We start from the raw sequence: 23,993 nt of genomic DNA, 5'->3' as shown, positions 1-23,993 counted from the left end.
TGGCGCTGCATGTTGGAACCCATCAACGCCCGGTTGGCGTCGTCATGCTCCAGGAACGGAATCATCGCCGTCGCGACCGAGGTCATCTGCCGCGCGGAAATGTCCATGTACTGGATTTCCGCCGGGGGAACGAGTTCGACCTCGCCGCCCTTCTTGCGGATCAGGACCTTCTGCTCGACGAACGTGCCGTCCTCGTTCATCAGCGAGTTGGCCTGCGCGATGATGAAGCGGTCTTCCTCGTCGGCGGTGAGGTAGTCGATCTGGTCGGTGACGACGCCGCCCTCGACCTTGCGGTAGGGGGTCTCGACGAAACCGAACGGGTTGACCCGCCCGAACGCCGCCAACGACCCGATCAGGCCGATGTTGGGGCCCTCAGGCGTCTCGATCGGACACATGCGGCCGTAGTGCGAGGGGTGAACGTCACGCACCTCCATGCCCGCCCGCTCACGCGACAGACCACCCGGACCGAGCGCCGACAGACGACGCTTGTGGGTGAGGCCGTCCAGCGGGTTGCTCTGCTGCATGAACTGGGACAGCTGCGAGGTGCCGAAGAACTCCTTGATCGACGCCACCACCGGGCGGATGTTGATCAACGTCTGCGGCGTGATCGCCTCGACGTCCTGGGTGGTCATCCGCTCCCGGACGACCCGCTCCATCCGCGCCAGACCCAAACGGACCTGGTTCTGGATGAGCTCGCCCACCGTGCGCAGGCGCCGGTTGCCGAAGTGGTCGATGTCGTCGACCTCGACCGGCACGGGGACGGCGCCGACGGTGGCCTCTTCCTCACCGGCGTGCAGCCGGACGAGGTATTCGATGGTGCCGACGATGTCGTCCTCGGTCAGGGTGCCCTGGTTCATGTCCAGGTCCAGACCGAGCTTCTTGTTGATCTTGTAACGGCCGACCTTGGCGACGTCATACCGCTTGGGATTGAAGTACAGATTCTCCAGCAGCGTCTGGGCCGACTCCTTGGTCGGCGGCTCACCCGGACGCAGCTTGCGGTAAATGTCCAGCAACGCCTCGTCCTGGCCGGAGGTGTGGTCCTTCTCCAGCGTGACGTTGATCGACTCATACCCGCCGAAGTGCTCGCGGATCCGCGCCTCGTCCCAGCCCAGCGCCTTCAGCAGCACCGTCACCGGCTGCTTGCGCTTGCGGTCGACACGCACACCGACGTTGTCGCGCTTGTCGACCTCGAACTCCAGCCAGGCACCACGGCTGGGAATCACCCGGCAGCCATAGATGTCCTTGTCCGAAGCCTTGTCCAGCGAACGATCGAAGTAGACGCCCGGCGAACGGACCAGCTGCGACACCACCACGCGCTCGGTGCCGTTCACGATGAACGTGCCCTTGGGGGTCATGAGCGGGAAGTCGCCCATGAACACCGTCTGGCTCTTGATCTCACCGGTGGTGTTGTTGATGAACTCCGCCGTCACGAACATCGGCGCGGAGTAGGTCATGTCCTTGTCCTTGCACTCCTCCACGGAGTACTTGGGCGGCTCGAACCGATGATCCCGGAACGACAACGACATGGTCCCCGAGAAGTCCTCAATCGGACTGATCTCTTCGAAAATCTCTTCCAGCCCCGACTGCGTCGGGACACTCTTACTTCCGGCCTTCTGGGCCGCCTCGACCCGGGCCTTCCACCTCTCATTACCCAGCAGCCAGTCAAAAGAGTTGGTCTGCAGAGCAAGGAGGTCCGGGACTTCGAGCGGCTCCTTGATGCGCGCGAAGGAGACGCGACGGGGACCAGCGGGTACTGCGGAGGCGTTCGAGGCTGCCAACAGATGTCCTTCCGAGGGCTCGCGGCGGGACTGCATACACGCACGCCAGACGACATCACAGCCGAACGGAGGAGTTGGGGACATCGAGGGCAAGCGTGAGACGCAGCATAAAGCAGAAAGCAGAGAGATGTCCACACGCATATATAGCTTGTCAACCTCGATCCCGCAATCAGGATCGCATACTCACACAGAAATCGTCAAGCCGCACACCGAAGCCCCGTGTTGAGGGCTGAAGCATACCGAGCCGGCAGGTCCCGGCCACGAGAGCGGCAGCGTGATCAGGGGCTCTCCACCTGGAGAGCCCCTGATCACCCAGAGCCGCCGCGCGGGCCCTTCCGGAGAGAAGTCCCGGAGAAGCCCGGAGTCGTCCCGGAGACGGTCTCCGGGACGACTCCGGGAGAGGGCGTCTGCAGAAGGAGCGCTGGAGGGTCAGGTGTGGGCGAGCAGCGGCTCGGGGGCCTCGGTCTCCTCGGCGCCGGCGGGCTGGTGCCGGGGGCGCGGGGCGTTCATCAGGATGGCGACGATCACCGCGCCGGCCAGGATGATGCCCGCGGCCCAGGCGCTGGCCGTCGCGAAGCCTTCCACCACGGCCTGCTTGGCGGTGGCCGGGCTCGTGCCGTGCGAGGCCAGGTAGTCCACGGTCGCGCTGGTGGCGATGGTGTTGAGCAGGGCGGTGCCGATCGAGCTGCCGACCTGCTGCGCGGTGTTGAAGCTGGCCGAGGCCACGCCCGCGTCGTTCTGGTCGACGCCGTGGGTGGCGCAGTTGATCGCCGTCGGCATGATCAGGCCCGCCCCGAAGCCGAGCAGGAGCTGTGCGACCAGCAGGCCGCCGGCGTAGGAGCTGCCGGCCTCCAGGCGGAGGATCCACAGCATGCCGGCGGACGCGATGAGCATGCCGGGGACGATCAGCGCCCGCGGCGGGAGCTTGGGCAGCAGCCGGGCGGTGATCCCGCCGGCCGAGACGAGCACCGCCGTGACCATCGGGAGGAAGGCCACGCCGGTCTTGACCGGCGAGTATCCCTTGACGATCTGCATGTAGTAGGTCATGAACAGGAACGCCCCGAACATCCCGATGACGGCCAGGCCCACGGCGAGGTAGGCGGCGCCGCGCGTCCGGTCGGAGATCACGCGCAGCGGCAGCAGCGGCTGCGGCACCCGGCTCTCGACGAAGGTGAACGCGGCGAGCAGCACCGCGCCGGCGGCCAGCAGGCCGATGACCTTCGCCGAGCCCCAGCCGTCCGACTCGGCCCGGCCGGTGCCGTACACGATCGCGACGAGCCCGCCGGTCACCAGCAGCACGCCGGGGATGTCGAACCGGGCCCTGCCCTCGTGCCGCGACTCGGCCAGCACCGCGTACCCGCCGATCGCCGCGACCAGGGCGATCGGGATGTTGACGTACAGGCACCAGCGCCAGTCCAGGTACTCCGTCAGCGCTCCGCCGCCCAGCAGCCCGATCGCGCCGCCCGCTGCGGAGATGGCGCCCCAGATCGCGAAGGCCTTGGCGCGCTCCTTGGGCTGGGTGAACGTGACGGTCAGCAGCGACAGCGCGGACGGGCCGAGCAGCGCGCCGAACCCGCCCTGCAGCGCACGGGCGGTCAGCAGCATCTCGAAGTTGCCGGCCGCGCCGCCGAGCGCCGACGCGCCGGTGAAGCCCAGCAACGCGATCAGGAAGGTCCGCTTGCGGCCGGTATAGTCGGCGATCCGGCCGCCGAGCAGCAGCAGGCTGCCGAACGCCAGCGTGTACGCGGTAATGATCCATTGCCGGTCGCCGTCGGAGATGCCCAGGTCACGCTGGAGCGACGGCAGCGCGATGTTGACGACGGTGGCGTCCAGAACGATCATGAGCTGGGCCAACCCGATGAAGAGCAGCGCGGCCCAGCGGCGCGGGGGTGGCGCCTTCGTGGTTGCCATAGGTACGTCCTCTTTCATGGTGGTACAAGCCGCGGCGCGGCGTCCTGACGAGCACAAGACGCGGCCGATCCGGTCCCTGTGACAGCGCGAACATGTGACGTGTGCCACCGGACGCGGCTGTCACAAAGCGGCGGCGACCGGCGTCTTGTGCGCGGGAGACAGTTGATGGAAGGCAGACAGGAGCCGGGCATGGAAGACAAGACGGACACCACCGCGAACGGCGACCTGGCCACTGAGGCGTTCGTGACGCACCGCAACCTGCTGTTCACCGTCGCCTACGAAATGCTTGGCTCGGCCGCAGACGCCGAAGACGTCCTGCAGGAGACCTGGCTGAAGTGGGTGGGCGTCGACCTGGCCACCGTCCGGGATCAGCGCGCCTACCTGGTGCGGATCGCCACCCGCCAAGCACTGGACCGCCTGCGCGCGCTTGGCCGCCGCAAGGAGTCCTACGTCGGCCCATGGTTGCCCGAACCACTACTCACCGTGCCCGACGTAGCCGACGACGTCGAACTGGCCGACAGCGTCTCGATGGCCATGCTCCTTGTCCTGGAGACACTTCAGCCGACCGAACGTGCGGTGTTCGTCCTGCGCGAGGTCTTCGACCTGGCCTACGACGAGATCGCGCAAGCCGTCGACAAGACCCCCGCAGCTGTCCGCCAGATCGCCCACCGGGCCCGCGCACACGTCGCCGCCCGCCGCCCAGGCGACCTGGTCTCCCCGGCAGAGACCCGCGCCGCGCTCCAAGCGTTCCAAAACGCGGTAGAAACAGGCGACCTGCAGAACCTGCTGGACGTCCTAGCGCCGGACGTCGTTCTCCTGGCCGACGGAGGCGGGCTCAAACGCGCCGTGCAGCGCCCCGTCGTCGGCGCCGGCAAGGTGGCTCGCCTGCTGTCCGCCGGCCTGGCCCAGCCCGGCCTGGCCAAGTTCGGCACCGAACGATCGGTGGAGCCGGCCCAGATCAACGGCTGCCCGGCCCTGATCGTGCGCATCGACGGGGAGATCGACGGCGTCGTGGCGATGCGCGTCGAGGAGGGCCTCATCACCGGCCTCTACTTCGTCCGCAACCCCGAAAAACTGTCCCGCGTAGAGCAAGAAACCGCCCTAAGCCGCTAACCCCCCAGGGTCGCCGGGCTGCGGTCAGCGGTGGGCGGCTAGGACTGCTGCTAGGCCTTCTTGCAGGTCTTTGACGAAATACTCGGGGACCTCCAGCGACGGGAAGTGTCCCCCGCTTTCGGGTGACCTCCAGCGGACGATCTGCCGGTACCGCTCCTGTGCCCAGGGACGCGGGCACTTCTCGATGTCGCGGGGATACATGCTGATCGCTGACGGGACGTCGACCCGGAGTTCGGGATCGAGTGAGTTGTGGCTTTCGTAGTAGATGCGGGCCGCCGACGCGCCGGTCCGCGTCAGCCAATAGAGGGTGACGTCGTCGAGAATGCGGTCTCTGGAAATCGTCTCGAACGGGCTGTCTTCGGTGTCTGACCATTCGGCGAACTTGTCGAGGATCCAGGCGAGAAGCCCGACCGGCGAGTCGACGAGCGAGTAGCCGATGGTCTGCGGCCGGGTCGCCTGCTGCTTCGCGTACGCCCCGTGGGGACCCGCGTAGAAATCGCGGGTCTCCTCGGCCCACGTGCGCTCGACCGCCGTCAGGCCGTCCGTGGTCAACCCGGGCGGCGCCGCCGCGAACGTGGTGTGGATGCCCAGAACGTGCGCCGGGAACCTGCCGCCGAGAACCGTGGTGATATTGCCTCCCCAGTCGCCGCCGTGGGCCACGAACTCGCTGTAGCCGAGCCTTCCCATCAGTTCCACCCATGCGGCAGCGATCTTTTCCGTCCCCCATCCGGTGGCGGCCGGCTTGTCGCTGTAACCAAAGCCCGGGAGCGACGGGACCACGACGTGGAACGCCGGCGCGTCCGCATTTTTCGGATCGGCCAGCTCGTCCACCACATCGATGAACTCGGCGATGCTGCCCGGCCAGCCGTGCGTCAGGATCAGAGGAGTGGCGTCCGCGCGCGCGGATCGGCGGTGCAGGAAGTGGATTCCCAGATCGTCAATGGTCGTGCGGAACTGGCCGATCTGGTCGAGGCGCTCTTCGAACGACCGCCAGTCGTACCCGGTACGCCAGTAGTCGACGACATCGACGAGGTCGGCGAGAGGAACGCCCTGGTCCCATCGGCGAGGGCCGGGCGCGGCGCGGTACACCGTCTCGGCCTCCGGTAGCCGCGCCGCGGCCAGTCGCGCGCGCAGATCGTCGAGGTCGGCGTCGGCTGCGCGGGCTTCGAATGCTTGCACGTCACGGGTCGGACGGGGCATGAGACCTCCTGAGCAGTTCGGAACCATCTAAGACGGTTCTAACATGTCGTCGTATCGGCTTGCAACCGGCTAAGGTGGTTCCATGCGTGCTGGGTTTCCTGACTTCCGCCTCGGTAGCGTGCTGGCGACCAGCTTCACGGGGACTCTGTCGGAGCGATATGGCAACGCTGTGGAGCGCATTCCCACGCCGCACCGCCTCGTCGACTGGCTGGCGGTGAACGGCCTCGCTGTCGACTCCTGCACTGCTGCCCAGCTCGACCTCGCTCGGGAACTGAGGGAGTCGATTCACCTCGCCGCGACAGCGGCCGCGATCCAGGACGCTCTCCCTCCGTCTGCTGTCCAAGCCATCAATGACCGCAGTGCCGAGGGCCGGGCCGCTGCGATCCTGACGCCCGAGGGCAAGCGGGAATGGCGGCTCGGCTCGGGTTCCCCCGTGGAAGACGCCCTCGGCGTCATCGCCGCCGATGCGATCAGCATCATCGCGGGCGAACGGGACGGAAGATTGGCCTTGTGCGCATCACCGACCTGCCAAGCCGTCTTCTTCGACACCAGCCAAAGCCGCACCCGCAAATGGTGTGACATGAACACCTGCGGAAATCGTCAGAAGAAAGCGCGCTTCAACGCCAACCAGCGCAGACATTCCAGCCCAGCCGAGTGACCGGCGCGCTCAGGTGGCGTAGTGGATTGATCCCGTGCCCCATCGCAAGGCCGCTGGGCCGCCGCCTGCCGCGTTGCCAGGCCGCGCGGTGTTGGCTGGCTGGGGGTTTCTCGCTGGGACGCGGGGGTGTGTCGGTTGTTTGGGTGAGGTGGGGCGGTGTCTAGACTTGACTCACTCAAGATTGTGACGCAGTCTGTGGGCGTGGTCGCACCGATGGATTTCCAGCGGATGCTGCGCGGCGCCGAGTTGCGCGTGACCCGTCCCCGGCTCGCGGTGCTCGGCGCGGTGCACGCGCATCCGCATGCCGACACCGACTCGATCATCGGTGCCGTGCGCCGGGAGCTCCCGAAGGTGTCCCATCAGGCCGTGTACGACTCGTTGAACACGTTGACGGCCGCGGGGCTGGTGCGGCGCATCCAGCCGTCCGGCTCGGTGGCGCGCTACGAGACACGGATCGGGGACAACCATCACCACCTCGTGTGCCGGTCGTGCGGCACCATCGCCGACGTCGACTGCGCCGTCGGCGACGCGCCCTGCCTGCACGCGTCCGACGACCACGGGTTCGCGATCGACGAGGCCGAGGTCATCTACTGGGGCCTGTGCCCCGACTGTTCCACTCGCGAGAGTTCTTGATCCATCCTCGCCTTCCTGGAGGGAAACACATGTCTGAGAACGAAGCCACCTCGGGCGGCTGTCCGGTCGGGAGCAAGCGCGCACCCCATCCCACCCAGGGCGGCGGCAACCGCGGCTGGTGGCCGGACCGGATCAACCTGAAGCTTCTCGCCAAGCACCACCCGGCCGCCAACCCGCTGGGCACCGACTTCAACTACGGCGAGGCGTTCCAGAGCCTCGACCTCGCGGCGGTGAAGCAGGACATCGCGAACGCGCTGACGGATTCGCAGCACTGGTGGCCGGCCGACTTCGGCAACTACGGGCCGCTGATGATCCGCATGGCGTGGCACAGCGCGGGCACCTACCGCGTCAGCGACGGCCGCGGCGGCGCCGGCGCGGGCCAGCAGCGCTTCGCGCCCCTCAACAGCTGGCCGGACAACGCGAGCCTCGACAAGGCCCGCCGCGTCCTCTGGCCGGTCAAGCAGAAGTACGGCCGGAAGATCTCCTGGGCCGACCTGATGGTCCTCGCCGGTAACGTCGCGCTGGAGACGATGGGCCTGAAGACCTTCGGCTTCGCCGGTGGACGCGAGGACGCGTGGGAGGCCGACGAGGACGTCTTCTGGGGTCCCGAGACCGCCTGGCTCGACGACGAGCGCTACAGCGGCGAACGTGACCTGGAGAAGCCCCTGGCCGCAGTGCAGATGGGCCTCATCTACGTCAACCCCGAGGGCCCGAACGGCAACCCGGACCCGCTCGCCGCGGCGCGCGACATCCGCGAGACGTTCAAGCGCATGGCGATGAACGACGAGGAGACCGTCGCGCTGATCGCCGGCGGTCACACGTTCGGCAAGACGCACGGCGCGGCCCCGGCCGACGCCATCGGCCCCGAGCCCGAGGGCGCCCCGCTGGAGGACCAGGGCCTGGGCTGGAAGAGCACGCACGGCACCGGCGTGGGCCGCGACTCCCACACCAGCGGCCTCGAGGTCACCTGGACCAACACCCCGACGAAGTGGGACAACAGCTTCTTCGAGATCCTCTTCGGCTACGAGTGGGAGCTGACCGAGAGCCCCTCCGGCGGCAACCAGTGGCGGCCCAAGGACGGCGCCGGCGCCAACACCGTGCCCGACCCCGAGGACGGCACGCTGAACCGCCAGCCGGGCATGCTGACCACCGACCTCTCGCTGCGCTACGACCCGATCTACGAGCCGATCTCGCGGCGCTTCAAGGACAACCCCGACGAGTTCGCGGACGCGTTCGCCCGCGCCTGGTTCAAGCTGACCCACCGCGACATGGGCCCGATCCAGCGCTACCTCGGCCCCGAGGTGCCGGGTGAGACGCTGATCTGGCAGGACCCCGTCCCGGCGGTCGACCACGAGCTCGTCGACGCCCAGGACGTCGCCGCCCTCAAGGCCCGGCTCCTCGACTCCGGCCTGTCGATCTCCCAGCTGGTCTCCACCGCGTGGGCGTCGGCCGCGTCCTTCCGCGGCTCCGACAAGCGCGGCGGCGCCAACGGCGCGCGCATCCGGCTGGAGCCGCAGAAGAACTGGGAGGTCAACAACCCCAACGAGCTGGCGGCCGTCCTGCGCACCCTGGAGGAGATCCAGGGCGCGTTCAACGCCGAGCAGAGCGGCGGCAAGCGGATCTCCCTGGCCGACCTGATCGTCCTCGGTGGCTGCGCCGCCGTCGAGAAGGCCGCCAAGGACGCGGGCCACGACATCGAGGTGCCGTTCACCCCGGGACGCACCGACGCGTCGCAGGAGCAGACGGACGTCGAGTCGTTCGAGGTGATGGAGCCGACGCACGACGGGTTCCGCAACTACCTCATGAAGGGCAACCTGCTGCCCGCCGAGTTCCTCCTGATCGACCGGGCGAACCTGCTCACCCTGAGCACGCCCGAGATGACGGTGCTCCTCGGCGGACTGCGCGTCCTGGGCGCCAACCACGGGCAGTCGTCCCTGGGCGTCCTCACCGACAACCCCGGGTCGCTGACCAACGACTTCTTCGTGAACCTGCTCGACATGGGCACGGTGTGGAAGCCGACGTCCGAGGACTCCGAGACGTTCGAGGGCCGCGACCCCTCGGGCGAGGTCAGGTGGACGGGCAGCCGCGTCGACCTGGTGTTCGGTGCCGACTCCGAGCTCCGCGCGGTCGCCGAGGTGTACGCCGGCGCGGACGCGAAGGAGAAGTTCGTGACCGACTTCGTCGCCGCGTGGGACAAGGTCATGAACCTCGACCGGTACGACATCGCCTGATCGCGAGACCCCCGAGACTCCGGAGGTCCTCGAGGCCCCGAAGTCCACGAACGGCCAGGCCGGCCCGGTGCACACGCCGGGCCGGCCTGGCCGTTTTCGTGCCAGGGTGGCGCTGACCTGCTCAGAAACGTCGCCTAGCATGTCCAGTCCGAAAAAAGTGTTATCGCCGGACTGTTCCATCGGTCTCCTATCCGTCCGTGTTCCCAGCCGCGGGCTCGCAGCCATGGCTGGCGGCCTGGGAACGGCTGACCGCCAACCCCACTCTGCGTCCACCTGGCGCCCGCGTCCGCAGGCCACAGTCGTCCGCGGCGGCGCCGGGCTGACCGGGCTCGCCCTGGTGCCGCTCCCGGTCGGCTTCGCTCTCGGCACGCTCGTCAAGGCCCCCGCCACGGCCGCGCCCGCCGGTCTCATCGCTCAGGCGACGGCCATGCTGGCCAAACCGATGACGGCGGTGACCGTGGCCGGCGGGGTGACCTTGGCCGGGGGAGGCGCATACGTCCTCGACCAACTGGCGGAGCCGCCGCCGCCCCAAGCCGCCCTCCCCATCGGCCCGACCCGTCCTGCCCCGGCGAGCGCCGCGCCGACCGCAGCGGCGAACGCGACGCCGACCAAACCAGCGCCGAGCCCCCGCCGCATATCGCCGTACGGCAGCGTGGTCGACGCAGCCGACCGCGCGCCCGACCGTCGACGCCGCCCTGGCCCACTGCCGCGCCGCCGCGAAGCTGGCCTGACCCTGTCAACAGGGGACAAGGCCGACCTGAAGCACCGTGGAGAGAGCGTCACATTCCGTGGCCGGGGCTATCTGATGGTCCGCGGGCAGGTGATGAACGGGGACAGGTGGTCCTGCCGACCTGGACCGCCCTGACCGGGAAGCTGTTCCACGTCGCGTCCGGCGGCTCCCGGCGGCTGGACCAGGCCGGTCACCTACGCCGAGATCGTCACCGACATCGGAACCGCCCCCGGCGGCAACGGAATCACCCGCTACGGCCTCGTTCGCGACACCGGCGACGACTCGGCGCCCGTACCGCAATACCTGACCCGCGCCAGGAACCCGGCCCAGGTCCCGCAACAGTCCCGAGTCCGCTGACCCGCCGATCGGACCGTCGAGCAACCGCAGTGAGCGGGGTGACGAGCGCGTCGCTGGGGTTGGCGAGTAGCCGCCGGGCCGTGAGGGCGAGCCTGGTGCGTGTGAGGCCGCTCACACGCTGTCACAGGTGCCAGACCGCCGGCGTCTTGTGTGTACGACCAGCTACTTCACAAGGAGACCGGCATGACGAACGCGGAGCAGACCTCGGTATTGATCACCGGCGGCAACAAGGGACTCGGCTTCGAGGCGGCCCGGCGGCTCGGGGAACGGGGGTGGACGATCTTCCTGGGCTCGCGCGACGAGGGCCGGGGGCGGGTGGCCGCCGGCGCGCTGGCCGACGGTGGCGCGAACGTGGTCATGGTCCCGCTGGACGTGACCTCGGACGAGTCGGTGACCGGCGCCGTACGGCTCGTTCGCGAGCACACCGACCGCCTGGACGTGTTGATCAACAATGCCGGCGCCCCGGGAAAGATCGTCCCGCCGGCGGACGCGACGGCCCAGGAGGTTCATTCCGTCTATGACACCAACGTGTACGGACCGATCAGGGTCACGCACGCGTTCCTCCCCTTGTTGCGGGCGGCGGACCACCCGCGGGTCGTCATGGTGTCCAGCGGCGGCGGTTCCTTCGCGGTCGTGACCGATCCCGAACAGCCCGTCTCGAAGATGCACGAACTCGCCTACAGCTCGTCGAAGGCGGCACTGAACATGATCACCGTCCGGTACGCTCAGGCGCTCCCGGAGATCAAATTCAACGTGACCACTCCCGGGGAGGTCGCGAAGCACACGTTCGCCGCCACCGACATGAACAATCACACCGGGCAGCTGACGGTCACCGAGGGCACCGACTCGATCGTCGAGCTCGCGACGATCGGCGCCGACGGGCCGTCCGGGATCTTCATCGATCGCCTCGGCCCCGTCGCCTGGTGACCTCAGGCGCCGAGGAGCCGCCAGGTGGTGAGGGCCAGCCTGGTCCGGATCAGCCCGCCGGGCTCGGTGAGATCGACGCCCAAGGTCTTGCCGATCTGTTCGAGGCGGCGGGCGACGCTGCTGTGATGCAGATGGAGGAGCCCGGCGGCCTGGCGGACGGAGCCGGTGGCGCAGTAGGCGTCCAACGTCTCCAGATCGTCTGGAGCCAACCGGGCGATGGCGGCCACGTCGGCGTTGCCGCGTGCGGCGTCCTGCGGAATCTCGGCCAGCAGCGCCAGCGCACCCAGATCGTCGTAGCGGACGATCGGCTGGCGTTCGGTGGTGAAGCGCAGGGCGGTGCGGGCCTGCCGCCAGGATCGGCCGGGGCTCTCGGCGGCACCGATGCCCGCGCGCACGTCCGCCGGGAACCGGGCCGGGTTGATGGCGGTGGCCAGCAGGACGCCCACGCCGTCGAGGAGCGCGGCCTTCACCAGTCCGGCCGGGCAGACCAGGGCGCCGACCTGGTCGAGCGGAAGCCCCGGCCGGACGGCGGCGACCCGGACGGGCACATCGGCGGCGAAACCCAGGAGCCGTAGCGCGCGGGCTCTGGCCGCCTCGTCTCCGTTGCTGATCACCAGCTCGACCAGGGCGGGGTCGGCCATGGTGGTGCGGGCCGGGCCGTACCGCTCGACGACCGCGGCGGCGGCGATCGCGAGCCGCTCCAGCAGCACCTCGTCCAGCGGGACGGACGGCCCGGACCGCTCCAGCCACACCGTCCCGATCTCCTCCTCGTCGAGGATGATCGGCGCCGTGCTGGACGCGGACGGCGCCGTGCTGGGCGCCTCGGTGCCGGTGGGCGAGAAGCGGATCGTCCGGCCCGTGCCGTACAGCCGTATCCCGGCCACGCACTCGGCCAGGCCCGCCGAAGCACGGGCGAGCGCGGGCAGGTCCACCCGGCGGCGCATCAAGGTGTCGTAGAAAGCGACGACGCGGATCGCCCCTTCGGCGTGCGCGTCCAGTCCCGACAGCCGTACGGCCAGTGCCTCCATGGCACGAGAATAGAGGCGCCGTTCGGCGCGTGATCAAGGCACGATGCGCGACGGATGGCGGATGATCCCTCAGGAGGCGCCCACAAGGATGAACGACATGGATCCCGAACTGGAAGCGTTCATCCCCCTGCTCCCGCCGAACGACCTGACCGATCCGGTCACCGCGCGCAAGAGCCTCGCCGCCGCCGCGATGGCGGTACCGGTGCCGGACATCGACGGGATGGAGATCGAGGACCGTACCGTCCCCGCCGACCCCGACGTGCCGGTGCGGATCTACCGCCCGCGCCAAGCGCGAGGCGCCGTCCTCTGGCTGCACGGCGGCGGAGGCGTCCTCGGCGACCTGGACACCGAGCACCGGCAGGCCGTCCGGATCGCCGACGGCTCCGGCGCGGTCGTGATCTCGGTGGGCTACCGGCTGGCCCCCGAGCATCCGTTCCCGGCCGCCCACGACGACGCCTACGCCGTCCTCGCCTGGACGGCCGAGCACGCCGCCGAACTCGGCGTCGACCCCGACCGGATCGCGGTCGGAGGCCACAGCGTCGGCGCCGGGCTCGCGGCCGGGCTGGCCTTGCGGGCACGCGACGAGCAGGGGCCGCCGATCCGCTTCCAGCTGCTCAACCAGCCGATGCTCGACGACCGGCAAGAGACCTGGTCCCAGCGGCACTTCACCGACACGCCCTGGATGACCCGCGACGCGCTCACCGCGGCCTGGCGGCACTACCTGGGCTCCGCGCCGGCCACCCCTTACGCCGCGCCGGGGCGGGCCGCCGACCTGTCCGGCCTGCCCCCGGCCTACGTCGCGACCGCGGAGTTCGACCCGAACCGCGACGAGGACCTCGACTATGCGTTGGACCTGCTGCGGGCGGGCGTCCCGGTCGAACTGCACCAGTGGCCCGGCACCTTCCACGGATCGCAGGCCATCCCCGCCGAGGTGTCACAGCGCCAGTTCACCGAGCTCTGCGACGCCCTCCGCCGAGCCCTGGCCGAATAAGTCGAGAACGCCCCGAGCGGCGCTCGGGGCGTTCTCGCTGTTTCTCAGCGCGGAAGGACGCGGTTCCGCCGGGGCCGACCGCGACCGGCCGCCAGGTCTTGCCGTCGTCGAAGGAGACCGAGAACGACGGCGTGGCCTTCAGGGCTTCGGGGATGAGGGTGATCTGCTGCCGCGACCCCGGGCCGGCCCGGTTGCTCATGTCGAGGGGCGTCCGGTAGCGGATGTTCGGAAGGGTGATGATCTTCTGGTTCTGGACGTCGAGGTCCCAGATGATGTTCTGCCGGGTCGCGAGATCCGACCAGGGGACCGAACGTTCGGCGTCCACCGCCGAGCGTGTGCTTGCCGGGGGCGGGGCTGGGCCAGGGGCCGCCGGAGCCGGGGATACTGCTGGTGCCCACCACGTTTCCGCTCGCGTCGCGCAAGGTCGAGGTGTCTCTCATCCCGTCACCGCTCCCGTCGGCGTGCCACGTGGACAACATCGCCACGTCGAGCCAGGTGTCGTCGGCGGCACTGAGATCCAGCACTCCGGCCCCGGGCCCGAAGGGAGCGTCGTTCCATTGGCGGGCGTAGCTCCCTGGGCGTGAGAACCGTTCCGTGCGCACGCCGGCGTCGACCTTCTCGAAGGAGCAGTCGGCCGTGGTGACGCCCTCGTCGAGCTTCCAGTCGAGCCTCGGGGTGAAGTACTCGGTGCGGGTGGCGGGCAGCGCGCCGGGCTCGGTGTACAGCCCGGCCGTGAGACCGATGCCCCAGTCGATGGCGGCGTGCGACCCGGCGCAGGCAGGCACGCCCTGCCCGAAGTGGCGCGTCCGGACGGCCGCCAGGTCGTGGTCGCGCACTCGCAGGCTCGGGTTCGTCCACTCGGTGGTGAGCGTGTACGTGCCGGAGGTGCCCCACTCGCCGCCGTCGAGCCACACGAGGACGTTGGTCTGGCGCACCTGGGAGGTCGCCGGATCGATGACCATCCTGACCGTGTCCCCGTACTCCGAGGGGAACTGCAGGCCCTGACCGCCGGGCACCTTCCCGGTGCTCTTCACGTTCGGGTAGGAGGCGATGGCGCGGAAGGCCGCCACACGGGTCTTCGACGAGGTCGGCAGCGTGCTGATCAGTGAGAGCAGCGGTTCTCATGACTCTCGGGATCGCGCCGGAACCGGGTGACCAGCTCGGCCTCAGTGACCGGCTGGTCCACACCGGCCCTCAAATCCTTGCCTCCGTCATACGGCCTCCAAAGGGGGAAGTGGTCGGCTCACACCAACACTTCGCGACTAGCGCGAATCACTTTCCCGCCCGTCCGCCAGACCGCGCGAGGCGGGCTGGATCAGGTAGTACAGCCACGGCGGAGTCTCATCCAGGTGGTCACGCGCTGCGGCCGCCTGCTCGGCCGCGCGTTCAAGCTGGCGTTCGGCCTGGTACGCGCGTCGCCGACAATGGCGCGTCCGCGCGCCAGGTGCTCGATCGCGGTCAACTGCGTCCGGACGGGCGCCAGCAGTGGCCCCGATCCGATGCTGCTGGCCAAGGTGAGTCGATGAACGTGGGCGCGTGGGTGCTTTACCGGCTTGGGGTGTAGGCCAGCACTACCGCGCCGTTGCCGATCTCGGTCACTCCCGTCAGGTTCAGGGGGGTCGTGCTGATGCCCGACAGGAGTGACTCACCGGAGCCCGCGACGAAGGGGGAAATGCTCAGGTGCAGCTCGTCCAGCAGACCGGCCTCGACGAGCGCCCGGCTGAAGGGGCCGTTGCCGTACTTCAGCAACGTGCCGTCGCCAGACTCTTTGAGCTTGGCGACGGCGTCGATGGCGTCGCCGTCGAGCACCTTGGCGTTCCAGGTGGTCTCGGTCAGCGTGGTGGACGCGACGTGCTTGGGCAGGACGTTGATCTTGTCGGCGAGGGCGCCGGTCATGGCCGGCCACGTCTCGGCGAAGCCTTCGTAGGTCACCCGTCCGAGCACCAGACCGGCAGCCTGTTCCAATAGTTGGAGCTGATAGTCGATGTGTTTGTCGCTGGAGGGGACCTTCATCTGCCCGGCCCACCAGTCGTCCCCGGAGAGTCTCCCGTCGATCGAGAGATGGTTGAATTCGATCAGTTTTCGCATGCCCGGAGACAACCATCCTGGTGATCGGCCCGTCTTGTATCGAACCGAATCAGAACGCGACCCACGGGGTGCCGGACCTCAGCTCGCCCGGGGTGTGGCCGGTCGCCCACCGCATCGCCCGCGCGAGCTGCGGCTGGTCGTAGTAACCGGCGGCGGTGACCACGTCGGCGATCGAGACCCCCGCCGCCAGGAGCTGCGCGGCGTGTTTCGCCTGGTCGATGCTGGCGAGCTTGCGGCGCGATATCCCGACGGCCCGGCGGAACCGGAGTTGCGCCGTCCGCTCCGACATGGCCCGTGGCCGTTCGCCGTGACGGATCTCGTCGACGAGCGGATCGAAGACCAGCAAACCTGCTCGCACGAGCCTGCAGACGAAGACGTCGACGTTCTGCGCGGTCGGCATCTCCCAGTCTCGGTTGTCCAGCACGATCCGGCCGCTTGACAGGGTCGGCAGCAGAGCATCGTTCAGGTCGGCCAAACTGGACGGCGGGAACTGGGGCAGATGGGCACCGAGCCGCAGCTCGACACCGAAGAACTCCCAGCCCTCGGGGCAGATGTGTTGCGTGGCCTTGGTCTCCGGCCCGCGCAGGTGCACCGTCAACCTGTCACCGGCCCGCGCAAACGCGATCATGGAGGAGCCTTTGGCCGCCGAGCTGAAACTCGTCGCGGCGTCACAGCTGGCCGACCACACCCGCCGCACCAGCGGGATTTCGCCGGCGACAGCGTCGAACACTAATCCCATAACGGCGGGATTCTAGACGGTCCCGACTTCGGCTGACTTGAGCTAGCGACCAGCAGGAGCACGTCCGCGATAGGGGTTCTACTTACGGCGGCGTCCAGGATCAGGTCCAAGCCGTAGCCGAACTCGCTGGACTAGTTGTAGCCGGGCTTCAGGGCGTGGTCGACGATCATCTCCCTGAGGTGCGGCAGCTCGTCCGCAGGCAGGTGCTCGAGGATGCCGCCGGCCACCTCCTCGACATCGTCCGGCGTCATCACCGGCAGGTTCGCCTCCCGGAGGACGAACCCGCCGATGTAGCTGTCGATGAGCGACACGGCGTGCACGGCCATCGGCAGCGCGAACCCCGCCTCGCGAAGGACGCAGAGGACGGCGTCGTGGTGGCGCAGCGTCGCCGGGCCCGGGTCGCGGCGGGAGTCCATGAGGCCGAGCGCCCAGCTGTGCCGCGACAGGACCGCACGCGCGGACGAGGCACGCGTACGGATCGCGTCGCGCCAATCGTCGTGGCGGGCCGGGGGCAGCTCGATCGCCGCGAAGACCATGTCGACCACGCCGTCGAGGATCGCGTCCTTGTCCGGGACGTGGTGGTAGAGCGACATCGCCTCCACGCCCAGTTCCTTCGCCACCCGCCGCATCGTGATCGCCGCTCCGCATCACCGAGTTCCTTCGTATGGACGTGGCCGCGGGCTGACGTTCAGCGTTCAGCGCGAAGCCCGGGGACCCGCCCGCGCGGCGGCCGAGGCCCAGCTGTCAGTGGCGGCCGCGGAAGGTGCGGCGCAAATCCTCGATCCACTCCGTGGGGGTCTCCCAGGGGATGAAGTGGCCGCCGTGGTCGTGGGCGGTGAGGTTGACGTGGTCGTACCAGGCGGCCCGGTCGCTGTCGAGGAAGTGGCGGACCCGCTGCTCGGTCGTCACGCCCGGCGGGTTCTCGTACCCGACGAAGGTGATGCCGGTGGGCGCCTCCACGACCGGCCATCGGTCGTGCGACGGCGTCCACGGGTAGCGGTTGTTGTTGGCGTAGGTGCGGATGGACGTGCCGATCGCGTTGTTCACCCAGAAGATCATGGCGTGGGTGAGCAGATCGTCCTTGGAGAAGACGGTCTCGATGTCGCCGTCGTCGTCGCTCCAGCTCATCCAGCGCTGCAGGATCCAGGCGAGCATTCCGGCGGGTGAGTCCGACAGCCCGTACGACAGGGTGCTCGGGTCGAGCATGTGCGCGGCGAGGTGGACGGCGAACCGCTTGTCCAGCGCCATGACCTGCGCGTGGACGTCCGCGGGCAGGCCCTCGGGGATGGGCCGGCCGCCGCTGAAGTCCCAGGCCCGGTCGCCGTTGAAGAAGTCGAGCCTCAGGCCGGAGCCGATGTGGATCGCATGCAGCTCGTCGGCGTACTTGTGCCCGAGCTGCCCGGTGACCAGCGCCCCGACGTCGCAGCCGGCGGCGGCGTACCGCTCGTGGCCGAGCGTTTCGGTCATCAGGGTGTGCCAGAGGTCGGCGACCTTCCAGAAGTTCATGTCCGGGCGGTCGGGCAGCGGGGTGGAGAATCCGAACCCGGGGAACGAGGGCACGATCACCTCGAACGCCTCGGCGGGGTCGCCCCCGTACGCCCCGGGGTCGGCCAGCGGGTCGACGACCTTGGACCAGTGCCAGAACGTCCAGGGCCAGCCGTGCGTGAGGATCAGCGGGGTCGGATTCGGCCCCACGCCGGGCCGGCGCATGAAGTGCACCGGCACGCCGTCAACCTGGACGCGGTAGTGCTCGTAGGCGTTGATCGCCGCCTCGGCCTTGCGCCAGTCGTAGTCGTCGCGCCAGTACTCGACGAGCTCCTGCAGGTAGGCGCGGTTGACGCCGTAGTAGGAGTCGTCGTTGCCCGCGTCGACCGGCCAGCGGGTGAGGGCGAGCCGTCGCCGCAGGTCGTCAAGCACGTCATCGGGCACCCGGATGGGCGTCGGCGTCAGATCGCTCATGCTCGTCCTCGCTGCTGGTTCTGGGACTCACCGAGCTCGGCGACGCGGCGGAGGGCGGGCAGCGCGGCGGCGATCGCGGAGCGCTCCGCGGCCGAGAGCCGCTGAAGAATCGGGGCGAGCCGGGCGATCCGATCGGCGCGGCGAGCCGCGACGATCTCGGCGCCCGCGGGAGTGAGGTGCACGAGCACGGCCCGGCCGTCGCGGGGGTCGGGCCGCCGCTCGACCAGCCCGTCGCCTTCGAGCCGCGTCACCATCTGCGTGATGGCCGACTGGGTGACCTGCTCGGTCGCGGTGAGCTCGCCGAGCCGCAGCGGACTGCGCCGGGCGAGCGTGTGCAGCACCGACAGCGTGGTGAAGCTCAGCCGCTGGATCGAGGGCAGCCGGATGTAGAAACCGTTGAACTCCTCGACCGCCGCCGCCATCTCGCCCGGATCCAGCTCGGGCGTGCCCTCGCCTGTCATGGCCAAAACCGTATCAGTAACTTATTTAAATACCTAATATAAATATGCCGTGAGGAGGGCCCTCGGCAGAGGGCCCTCCTCGCCGCTCGTCAGGCGGGGGTTTCGGCGGTGGCGGTCAGGACCGCGCGGCCGAGGATGTGGCCGGAAATGGTGAAGCCCAGGTAGGCCGGGGTGGCGTCGGCCGGGACGCCGATGGACGCGACGTCGAGGGCGTGCACCACGACGAAGTAGCGGTGCGGGCCGTGCCCGGCGGGCGGAGCGGCGCCGATGAAGCGGGCCATGCGGGCGTCGTTGGGCAGTTGGAAGGCGCCTTCGGGCAGCCCCGAGCCCGTGTCGTCACCAGCGCCCTCGGGCAGCTCCGTGACGGCAGCCGGGATGTCGGCGACCGCCCAGTGCCAGAACCCGGACCCCGTCGGGGCGTCGGGGTCGTAAATGGTCACGGCGTAGCTCTTGGTGCCATCCGGGGCGCCGCTCCAGGACAGCTGCGGCGAGACGTCCTTCCCGCCGGGGACGCCGGAGGAGAACTGCTCGGGCGCCCAGGCGGCGCCGTCGGTCACGTTCGCGCTGGTAACGGTGAAGGAGGCCGCCTCGGGGAGGCGGGCGAAGGGGTCGTTGGCGCTCATCGTCGTTCCTTTCGATCGGGGAACGAGATCGACGATAACACAGATAATCGATTATTTGTCGAATCGTCTATGATGACGCCATGACCCAGACCTCCCACGCCTCGCCGGGGAAGCAGATGCTGTCCGAGCAGGTCTACGCGCACCTGCGGGACGCGATCATGCGCGGCACCTACGCGCCCGGTGCCGCCCTCAAACCGCAGGACCTCGCCAAAGAGCAGGGCGTGAGCCTGGCCGTCGTCCGCGAGGCGCTCGTGCGAGTGGTGGGCGAGGGCCTCGCCGACCGGCTGCCCAACCGCGGCTTCGCCGTCCCGGCCTTCTCCGACCGCCGCTGGCAGGAGATCGCGGAAGCCCGCCGGACCATCGAGCCGGTCGTCCTGCGCATGTCCATCGAACGCGGCGACGTCGACTGGGAGGCCCGCGTACGAGCCGCCCACCACCGTCTGACCCGTACCCCCGCCTACGCGCCCGACCAGGGCGAGCACTACACCGACGCATGGGCCGAGGCCCACCGGGTCTTCCACCGCACGCTGCTGGAGGGGTGCGGCAACCCCGTCCTGCTGGAGACCTTCGACCGGATGTGGACCGCGAGCGAACTGGCCCGCCGGTGGTCGGCGCTCCGCGTCCCCGACCGCGACGGCGTAGCCGAGCACCGCCGACTCGAAGAGGCGGCCCTGGCCCGCGACGCCGACACCGCGGCCGAGGTACTGGCCCAGCACCTCACCCAGACCGCAGCCGCCCTGACCGACGACGCCTGATCATCGAGCGCCGCCTTGGCCCTCGGGTCAGAGCACCTCGAGTCGAGGATCCTGCCGTCTCCCGTCCCCAGGACGAGACGGCCGGGGGACGGCGCGGTGAGCGACAGCGCGACCGCCGGGACGGCCCCGACCCGAAGCGAGTGGCTCCAGCGCCTCACGCCACGATCGTCGCGGACGTAGGTGACGGGGCCGCCGAATAGGTGGCCGTCGCGGGCGGCGGTCGCGATGGGGTTCGCGATCGAGTGAGACATCGGTCAGCTGCGGAGTTGCGCGTTGAGGCGGGCGGCCTGGCGGGTGAGGTGTTCGCGTTCGGGGAGGCTGGGCGCCGATTGAGCTGCTTCGGCGTAGAGGCGTGCCGCGGTCGCCGGGTCGCCGTCGCGTTCGTGCAGGTACGCAGCGACGGCGGCGTAGCGGGGGAGGGACGGGTCGAGATCCGCCAGGGCGGCAAGGCCGGCCCTCGGGCCGTCGGCCTCGCCGACCGCGACGGCCCGGTTGAGGCGGGCCACCGGGTTGCCGGTGAGGCGCACCAGCTCGTCGTACCACTCGACGATCTGCACCCAGTCGGTCTCCTCGGCCGTCGGGGCGTCGGCGTGGAGGGCGGCGATGGCGGCCTGGGCCTGGAACTCGCCCAGGCGGTCGCGGGCGAGGGCCGTCTGGAGGACGTCGACGCCCTCGGCGATCAGGCGGGTGTTCCACAGGCCGCGGTCCTGCTCGGCGAGGGGCACGAGCCTGCCGCCGGGGCCGGTCCGCGCCGGGCGCCGGGCGTGGTGCAGCAGCATGAGCGCGAGCAGGCCCGCGACCTCCTCGTGATGGGTCTTGGACGCGAGCTGGCGCGTGAGCCGGATCGCCTCGGCGGCGAGGTCGACGTCGCCGGAGTAGCCCTCGTTGAAGACCAGGTAGAGGACGCGCAGCACGGTGGCGACGTCGCCGGGCTGGTTGAACCGGACGTCCGAGACGGTGCGCTTGGCCCTGCTGATCCGCTGGGCCATGGTCGCCTCCGGGACGAGGTAGGCCTGGGCGATCTGGCGCGTGGTCAGGCCGCCGACCGCGCGCAGCGTGAGCGCGACGGCCGACGCCGGAGTCAGGGACGGGTGGGCGCACAGGAAGTACAGCTGGAGCGTGTCGTCCACCGCTCCGACCGGGCCGGGCACCGGCTCGTCCTCGAGGCGTTCCTCGCGATGCCGCCGGGAGGTTTCGGCGCGAGTGGCGTCGAGGAACTTGCGCCAGGCCACGGTGACCAGCCAGCCCTTGGGGTCGTCCGGCATACCGTCCGGCCAGACGCGCGCGGCCTCGACGAGGGCGTCCTGCACGGCGTCCTCGGCCGCCGCGAAGCCGGCTCCGCGACGGACGAGGACGCCGATCACCGCGGGAACCAGCTCCCGCAGCAGCGATTCGTTCATTCCGTGACCGCGGCCGGCGCGCCGTAGAACGGCCGGACCTCGAGCCACTCGTGGATCGGCTCGCCACCGGGCCCGGGCGCGGCGGACAGCTCCCCGGCCAGCTCGACCGCGCGATCCCAGGACTCCACGTCGATGACGTACCAGCCGGCGATCAGGTCCTTGGTCTCGGCGAACGGGCCATCGGTCACCGGCGGGCGCCCCTCGCCGCCGTACCGGACGAACGTCCCCTCGGGCGCCAGCGCCTGGGTCTCGACGAACTCACCCGTCTCCTCCAGGCGGGCCGCGAAGTCGCGCATGAACTGCACGTGCGCGTCGACCTCCTCGGGCGTCCACTGGTCCATCGGTGGCCAGTCGGCGACGGCGGCCGGGCCACCGCGATAGTGCTTCAACAACAGGTACTTGGCCATCATGTTCTCCCTTGCTGATCAGGCGGGCTGACGCTCGTTCCGGCGCTGGACGAGCTCTTCGACCGCGCTGGGCAGCGTGGTCTCGAAGTCGATCAGTTTGGCCCAGGTGGGGGTGATGACGATGCGGACCATGCCGTCCACATAGAGCGAACGCACCTCCGCCTCCCACTCGACCCGTTGCTCAGGCGTCATCTCGTAGGTGCTGGTCGTCTGCAGATATTCGTCGGGGATGCCGTCGACGTAGTCGAGCTCGGCCCGGCCGCGGATGAGCAGGATCTTGGGCGGGTGCGACTCGGTGTCGATCGTCAGGGCGACCATCGGATTCACGCGCAGGGCCGCGAGCTTCGGCGCGTTCTTCGGAGTCGACACGACGATCTCCGACCCGTTCCAGGCGAAGATGATGGGGATGTTGCGGGGTGTGCCGTCCGTGCCGACGTAGGCCAGGCGGGTCATGTCGCGGGCCAGCAGCTCCTGACTGAGCGGCCGGTTCAGCACCTCAGCGATCTCGTTCGGTCGCATGGCTCATCCTCCAAGGTCGCGCGGCCCCTTGCGGGCCGCTGTGCCCCTGGGACGGAGCCGCCACGACATTCTCGACATCGGCCGCGTCCTGATTTTCAAGAACTCGCTCCAGCCCCTCTGCGGTGGCCTGGGTTAGGCGCAATGCCGGGTAGTTAAGGTCCGGGCTGGGGTGTCAAGGGATCTTGTGGTGTTGTCCGGGCATGCAGAACGGAGATCCAGTAGAACGGGTGATCTCTCACAACCATCGGTTTTCAGACTGGATCTCCGTTGGCTGCTCAGTCTGCCAGGTCGGGCCTGGCTTGGGATATCGATGTGTTCACCTCGACGGTGCGGGCGGCGGCGGGGGTGTTCGCGCCGGGTCATCTGGGTGAGTTGACGTGGTGGCTGCCGTTCGAGCTGGTGGATGCGGTGCCGGCCGAGACCGGGGCGGCCGAGCGCAGGCTGCGGCGGTTGCCGTCGCGTGTCGGGGTGTACTTCGTGCTGGCGCTGGTGCTGTTCCCCGGCCTGGGATACGGGCGGGTGTGGGGGAAGCTGGTGGGGGGCCTGCCGCCGATGCCGGTGCCGTCGGTGAAGGCGCTGCGGGATCTGCGTCGCCGTCTGGGCGAGGCGCCGTTGCGGGTGTTGTTCCAGACGCTGGCCGGGCCGTTGGCGCAGCCGGCGACGGTCGGTGTCCGGTTCGGGAGATGGCGGACGGCGTCGTTCGACGGCTGCCGGTCGATCAAAACCCCCGACTCGGCCCGCAACGTCGACTGGCTGGGAAAGGCAGGCTGCGTGCGGGGCGTCACCGGCTACCCGATCCTGACGTTGATGACGCTGGTGGAGACCGGCACCCGGGCGGTGCTGGGCGCGACGTTCGGTCCCTGGGCGTCAGAGACCGACCAGGCCCGCAAGCTCACCCACCTGCTCAAGCCCGACATGCTGGTGCTGGCCGACCGGGGCCTGGACGCCACCAGGCTCTTGGAAGACATCGCCGCGACCGGCGCGGCGTTCCTGGTCCGGCAGATCTCCAGCCGCCGCCCGCCGATCGTCGCGCACCTGCCCGACGGCACCAACCTGGCCCGCCTGGGCGCCGTCCGGATCATCACCGCGACCGTCACCGTCACCTGCGCCGACGGCACCACCTGGACCCAGCCCTACCGGCTGGTCACCACCCTCACCGATCACCGCCGCCACCCCGCAGCCACGCTGATCGGCCTCTACCACGAGCGGTGGGAACACGAATGCGCCTACCTGGCCATCCGCCACACCCTCCTGCACGGGCGGGTGCTGCGCTCCACCGACCCCATCGGTGACATCGGCCGCGCCGTCCTGGCTGACCTCAACCCACCCCGCCGCCCCCGCGTCAGCGCACGCAAAGTCAAGTCCGCCCTGTCCCGCTACAACAAAGCCGACCCGCACCGGCCACTCACCAGCAAAAGGATCACCGACATCACGACAAACAGCACCCCGGCCGCCACCTTGACAGCCAGAGCAGGACCTTAACTA

At 69.5% G+C, this 23,993-nt stretch carries 23 protein-coding genes and 1 pseudogene; 10 read left to right on the top strand and 14 right to left on the bottom strand.

Annotated features, from left to right (window positions below; all coding sequences use genetic code 11):
- A pseudogene (locus ACGFNU_RS50095) lies at positions 1–1,781 on the bottom strand (DNA-directed RNA polymerase subunit beta); the annotation flags it as partial.
- A gap of 426 nt (positions 1,782–2,207) precedes the next feature.
- Positions 2,208–3,797, bottom strand: coding sequence for an MFS transporter (locus tag ACGFNU_RS50090; RefSeq protein ID WP_392603941.1), 1,590 nt, complete (start codon positions 3,795–3,797; stop codon positions 2,208–2,210).
- Between the two features lie 81 nt (positions 3,798–3,878).
- Between ACGFNU_RS50090 and ACGFNU_RS50085 the strand changes: the two genes are divergently transcribed.
- Positions 3,879–4,802, top strand: a complete 924-nt coding sequence (locus tag ACGFNU_RS50085) for an RNA polymerase sigma-70 factor (protein WP_392603939.1) — start codon at positions 3,879–3,881, stop codon at positions 4,800–4,802.
- A gap of 24 nt (positions 4,803–4,826) precedes the next feature.
- On the opposite strand, the gene ACGFNU_RS50080 is transcribed toward ACGFNU_RS50085, so the two are convergent.
- Positions 4,827–6,002, bottom strand: coding sequence for an epoxide hydrolase family protein (locus ACGFNU_RS50080; protein WP_392603937.1), 1,176 nt, complete (start codon positions 6,000–6,002; stop codon positions 4,827–4,829).
- Positions 6,003–6,084: 82 nt separating this feature from the next.
- On the opposite strand from ACGFNU_RS50080, the gene ACGFNU_RS50075 reads away from it, so the two are divergent.
- From ACGFNU_RS50075 to ACGFNU_RS50055, 5 genes are all read left to right on the top strand, one after another.
- The gene (locus ACGFNU_RS50075; RefSeq protein WP_392603935.1) at positions 6,085–6,660 is read left to right on the top strand and encodes a CGNR zinc finger domain-containing protein; all 576 of its coding nucleotides are present in this window, start codon (positions 6,085–6,087) and stop codon (positions 6,658–6,660) included.
- Positions 6,661–6,888: 228 nt separating this feature from the next.
- The gene (locus ACGFNU_RS50070) at positions 6,889–7,293 is read left to right on the top strand and encodes a Fur family transcriptional regulator (protein ID WP_392603949.1); all 405 of its coding nucleotides are present in this window, start codon (positions 6,889–6,891) and stop codon (positions 7,291–7,293) included.
- A gap of 29 nt (positions 7,294–7,322) precedes the next feature.
- Positions 7,323–9,524: a catalase/peroxidase HPI gene (gene katG / locus ACGFNU_RS50065; protein WP_392603933.1), complete on the top strand. Its 2,202-nt coding sequence runs from the start codon at positions 7,323–7,325 to the stop codon at positions 9,522–9,524.
- 223 nt (positions 9,525–9,747) lie between these two features.
- Positions 9,748–10,389 carry a hypothetical protein gene (locus ACGFNU_RS50060; RefSeq protein ID WP_392603931.1) on the top strand — a complete coding sequence of 214 codons (642 nt, stop codon included), beginning with the start codon at positions 9,748–9,750 and terminating at the stop codon, positions 10,387–10,389.
- Between the two features lie 405 nt (positions 10,390–10,794).
- Positions 10,795–11,538 (top strand): SDR family NAD(P)-dependent oxidoreductase, encoded by a 744-nt coding sequence (locus ACGFNU_RS50055; protein WP_392603929.1) that lies wholly within the window; start codon positions 10,795–10,797, stop codon positions 11,536–11,538.
- Positions 11,539–11,540: 2 nt separating this feature from the next.
- On the opposite strand, the gene ACGFNU_RS50050 is transcribed toward ACGFNU_RS50055, so the two are convergent.
- Entirely contained in the window at positions 11,541–12,566 is a 1,026-nt protein-coding gene (locus ACGFNU_RS50050; RefSeq protein WP_392603927.1) for a PucR family transcriptional regulator, read from the bottom strand.
- Between the two features lie 97 nt (positions 12,567–12,663).
- Here ACGFNU_RS50050 and ACGFNU_RS50045 point away from each other — a divergent pair, with 97 nt between their 5' ends.
- Entirely contained in the window at positions 12,664–13,557 is an 894-nt protein-coding gene (locus ACGFNU_RS50045) for an alpha/beta hydrolase (protein ID WP_392603925.1), read from the top strand.
- Positions 13,558–13,601: 44 nt separating this feature from the next.
- Here ACGFNU_RS50045 and ACGFNU_RS50040 read toward each other — a convergent pair whose 3' ends face one another.
- Positions 13,602–14,627 carry a hypothetical protein gene (locus ACGFNU_RS50040; protein WP_392603923.1) on the bottom strand — a complete coding sequence of 342 codons (1,026 nt, stop codon included), beginning with the start codon at positions 14,625–14,627 and terminating at the stop codon, positions 13,602–13,604.
- 279 nt (positions 14,628–14,906) lie between these two features.
- Between ACGFNU_RS50040 and ACGFNU_RS50035 the strand changes: the two genes are divergently transcribed.
- On the top strand, positions 14,907–15,083 hold the full coding sequence (locus ACGFNU_RS50035) for a hypothetical protein (protein WP_392603921.1): 177 nt from the start codon (positions 14,907–14,909) through the stop codon (positions 15,081–15,083).
- Positions 15,084–15,102: 19 nt separating this feature from the next.
- Here ACGFNU_RS50035 and ACGFNU_RS50030 read toward each other — a convergent pair whose 3' ends face one another.
- The 6 genes from ACGFNU_RS50030 to ACGFNU_RS50005 form a co-directional block, all read right to left on the bottom strand.
- Positions 15,103–15,645, bottom strand: coding sequence for a dihydrofolate reductase family protein (locus ACGFNU_RS50030; protein WP_392603919.1), 543 nt, complete (start codon positions 15,643–15,645; stop codon positions 15,103–15,105).
- Between the two features lie 49 nt (positions 15,646–15,694).
- On the bottom strand, positions 15,695–16,273 hold the full coding sequence (locus ACGFNU_RS50025; RefSeq protein WP_392603917.1) for a helix-turn-helix domain-containing protein: 579 nt from the start codon (positions 16,271–16,273) through the stop codon (positions 15,695–15,697).
- A gap of 242 nt (positions 16,274–16,515) precedes the next feature.
- On the bottom strand, positions 16,516–17,013 hold the full coding sequence (locus ACGFNU_RS50020) for a TetR/AcrR family transcriptional regulator C-terminal domain-containing protein (protein WP_392603915.1): 498 nt from the start codon (positions 17,011–17,013) through the stop codon (positions 16,516–16,518).
- Positions 17,014–17,128: 115 nt separating this feature from the next.
- Positions 17,129–18,343, bottom strand: coding sequence for an epoxide hydrolase family protein (locus ACGFNU_RS50015; RefSeq protein ID WP_392603913.1), 1,215 nt, complete (start codon positions 18,341–18,343; stop codon positions 17,129–17,131).
- Positions 18,340–18,804, bottom strand: coding sequence for a MarR family transcriptional regulator (locus tag ACGFNU_RS50010; RefSeq protein WP_392603911.1), 465 nt, complete (start codon positions 18,802–18,804; stop codon positions 18,340–18,342). The genes ACGFNU_RS50015 and ACGFNU_RS50010 overlap by 4 nt, the downstream gene beginning before the upstream one ends.
- A gap of 89 nt (positions 18,805–18,893) precedes the next feature.
- Complete coding sequence (locus tag ACGFNU_RS50005) at positions 18,894–19,427, bottom strand: YbhB/YbcL family Raf kinase inhibitor-like protein (protein ID WP_392603909.1); 534 nt, start codon at positions 19,425–19,427, stop codon at positions 18,894–18,896.
- Positions 19,428–19,507: 80 nt separating this feature from the next.
- Between ACGFNU_RS50005 and ACGFNU_RS50000 the strand changes: the two genes are divergently transcribed.
- Entirely contained in the window at positions 19,508–20,182 is a 675-nt protein-coding gene (locus ACGFNU_RS50000) for a GntR family transcriptional regulator (protein WP_392603907.1), read from the top strand.
- 254 nt (positions 20,183–20,436) lie between these two features.
- Here the strand turns inward: ACGFNU_RS50000 and ACGFNU_RS49995 are convergent, their stop codons facing one another.
- From ACGFNU_RS49995 to ACGFNU_RS49985, 3 genes are read right to left on the bottom strand one after another with little or no spacing between them, the layout of a single operon-like run.
- On the bottom strand, positions 20,437–21,582 hold the full coding sequence (locus ACGFNU_RS49995) for an RNA polymerase sigma factor (protein ID WP_392603905.1): 1,146 nt from the start codon (positions 21,580–21,582) through the stop codon (positions 20,437–20,439).
- Complete coding sequence (locus ACGFNU_RS49990; protein WP_392603903.1) at positions 21,579–21,989, bottom strand: YciI family protein; 411 nt, start codon at positions 21,987–21,989, stop codon at positions 21,579–21,581. The genes ACGFNU_RS49995 and ACGFNU_RS49990 overlap by 4 nt, the downstream gene beginning before the upstream one ends.
- Before the next feature lie 18 nt (positions 21,990–22,007).
- The gene (locus tag ACGFNU_RS49985) at positions 22,008–22,508 is read right to left on the bottom strand and encodes a pyridoxamine 5'-phosphate oxidase family protein (protein WP_392603901.1); all 501 of its coding nucleotides are present in this window, start codon (positions 22,506–22,508) and stop codon (positions 22,008–22,010) included.
- 312 nt (positions 22,509–22,820) lie between these two features.
- Here ACGFNU_RS49985 and ACGFNU_RS49980 point away from each other — a divergent pair, with 312 nt between their 5' ends.
- Positions 22,821–23,990: a transposase domain-containing protein gene (locus ACGFNU_RS49980; RefSeq protein ID WP_392603899.1), complete on the top strand. Its 1,170-nt coding sequence runs from the start codon at positions 22,821–22,823 to the stop codon at positions 23,988–23,990.
- The last annotated feature ends 3 nt before the right edge of the window (positions 23,991–23,993 follow it).

The organism is Spirillospora sp. NPDC048911 (genome assembly GCF_043198015.1).
GTDB lineage: Bacteria > Actinomycetota > Actinomycetes > Streptosporangiales > Streptosporangiaceae > Spirillospora.
Note: the sequence above shows the minus strand (reverse complement) of the source record. Positions and strands in the feature narration are given on the sequence as shown.

What these genes read in the sequence shown, in the direction of transcription:
- ACGFNU_RS50085 (WP_392603939.1), top strand. Translation starts at nt 3,879, where the DNA reads ATGGAAGACAAGACGGACACCACCGCGAACGGCGACCTGGCCACTGAG.
- ACGFNU_RS50080 (WP_392603937.1), bottom strand. Translation starts at nt 6,002, where the DNA reads ATGCCCCGTCCGACCCGTGACGTGCAAGCATTCGAAGCCCGCGCAGCC.
- ACGFNU_RS50075 (WP_392603935.1), top strand. Translation starts at nt 6,085, where the DNA reads ATGCGTGCTGGGTTTCCTGACTTCCGCCTCGGTAGCGTGCTGGCGACC.
- ACGFNU_RS50070 (WP_392603949.1), top strand. Translation starts at nt 6,889, where the DNA reads ATGCTGCGCGGCGCCGAGTTGCGCGTGACCCGTCCCCGGCTCGCGGTG.
- katG (WP_392603933.1), top strand. Translation starts at nt 7,323, where the DNA reads ATGTCTGAGAACGAAGCCACCTCGGGCGGCTGTCCGGTCGGGAGCAAG.
- ACGFNU_RS50060 (WP_392603931.1), top strand. Translation starts at nt 9,748, where the DNA reads ATGGCTGGCGGCCTGGGAACGGCTGACCGCCAACCCCACTCTGCGTCC.
- ACGFNU_RS50055 (WP_392603929.1), top strand. Translation starts at nt 10,795, where the DNA reads ATGACGAACGCGGAGCAGACCTCGGTATTGATCACCGGCGGCAACAAG.
- ACGFNU_RS50050 (WP_392603927.1), bottom strand. Translation starts at nt 12,566, where the DNA reads ATGGAGGCACTGGCCGTACGGCTGTCGGGACTGGACGCGCACGCCGAA.
- ACGFNU_RS50045 (WP_392603925.1), top strand. Translation starts at nt 12,664, where the DNA reads ATGGATCCCGAACTGGAAGCGTTCATCCCCCTGCTCCCGCCGAACGAC.
- ACGFNU_RS50030 (WP_392603919.1), bottom strand. Translation starts at nt 15,645, where the DNA reads ATGCGAAAACTGATCGAATTCAACCATCTCTCGATCGACGGGAGACTC.
- ACGFNU_RS50025 (WP_392603917.1), bottom strand. Translation starts at nt 16,273, where the DNA reads ATGATCGCGTTTGCGCGGGCCGGTGACAGGTTGACGGTGCACCTGCGC.
- ACGFNU_RS50020 (WP_392603915.1), bottom strand. Translation starts at nt 17,013, where the DNA reads ATGCGGCGGGTGGCGAAGGAACTGGGCGTGGAGGCGATGTCGCTCTAC.
- ACGFNU_RS50015 (WP_392603913.1), bottom strand. Translation starts at nt 18,343, where the DNA reads ATGAGCGATCTGACGCCGACGCCCATCCGGGTGCCCGATGACGTGCTT.
- ACGFNU_RS50010 (WP_392603911.1), bottom strand. Translation starts at nt 18,804, where the DNA reads ATGACAGGCGAGGGCACGCCCGAGCTGGATCCGGGCGAGATGGCGGCG.
- ACGFNU_RS50005 (WP_392603909.1), bottom strand. Translation starts at nt 19,427, where the DNA reads ATGAGCGCCAACGACCCCTTCGCCCGCCTCCCCGAGGCGGCCTCCTTC.
- ACGFNU_RS50000 (WP_392603907.1), top strand. Translation starts at nt 19,508, where the DNA reads ATGACCCAGACCTCCCACGCCTCGCCGGGGAAGCAGATGCTGTCCGAG.
- ACGFNU_RS49995 (WP_392603905.1), bottom strand. Translation starts at nt 21,582, where the DNA reads ATGAACGAATCGCTGCTGCGGGAGCTGGTTCCCGCGGTGATCGGCGTC.
- ACGFNU_RS49990 (WP_392603903.1), bottom strand. Translation starts at nt 21,989, where the DNA reads ATGGCCAAGTACCTGTTGTTGAAGCACTATCGCGGTGGCCCGGCCGCC.
- ACGFNU_RS49985 (WP_392603901.1), bottom strand. Translation starts at nt 22,508, where the DNA reads ATGCGACCGAACGAGATCGCTGAGGTGCTGAACCGGCCGCTCAGTCAG.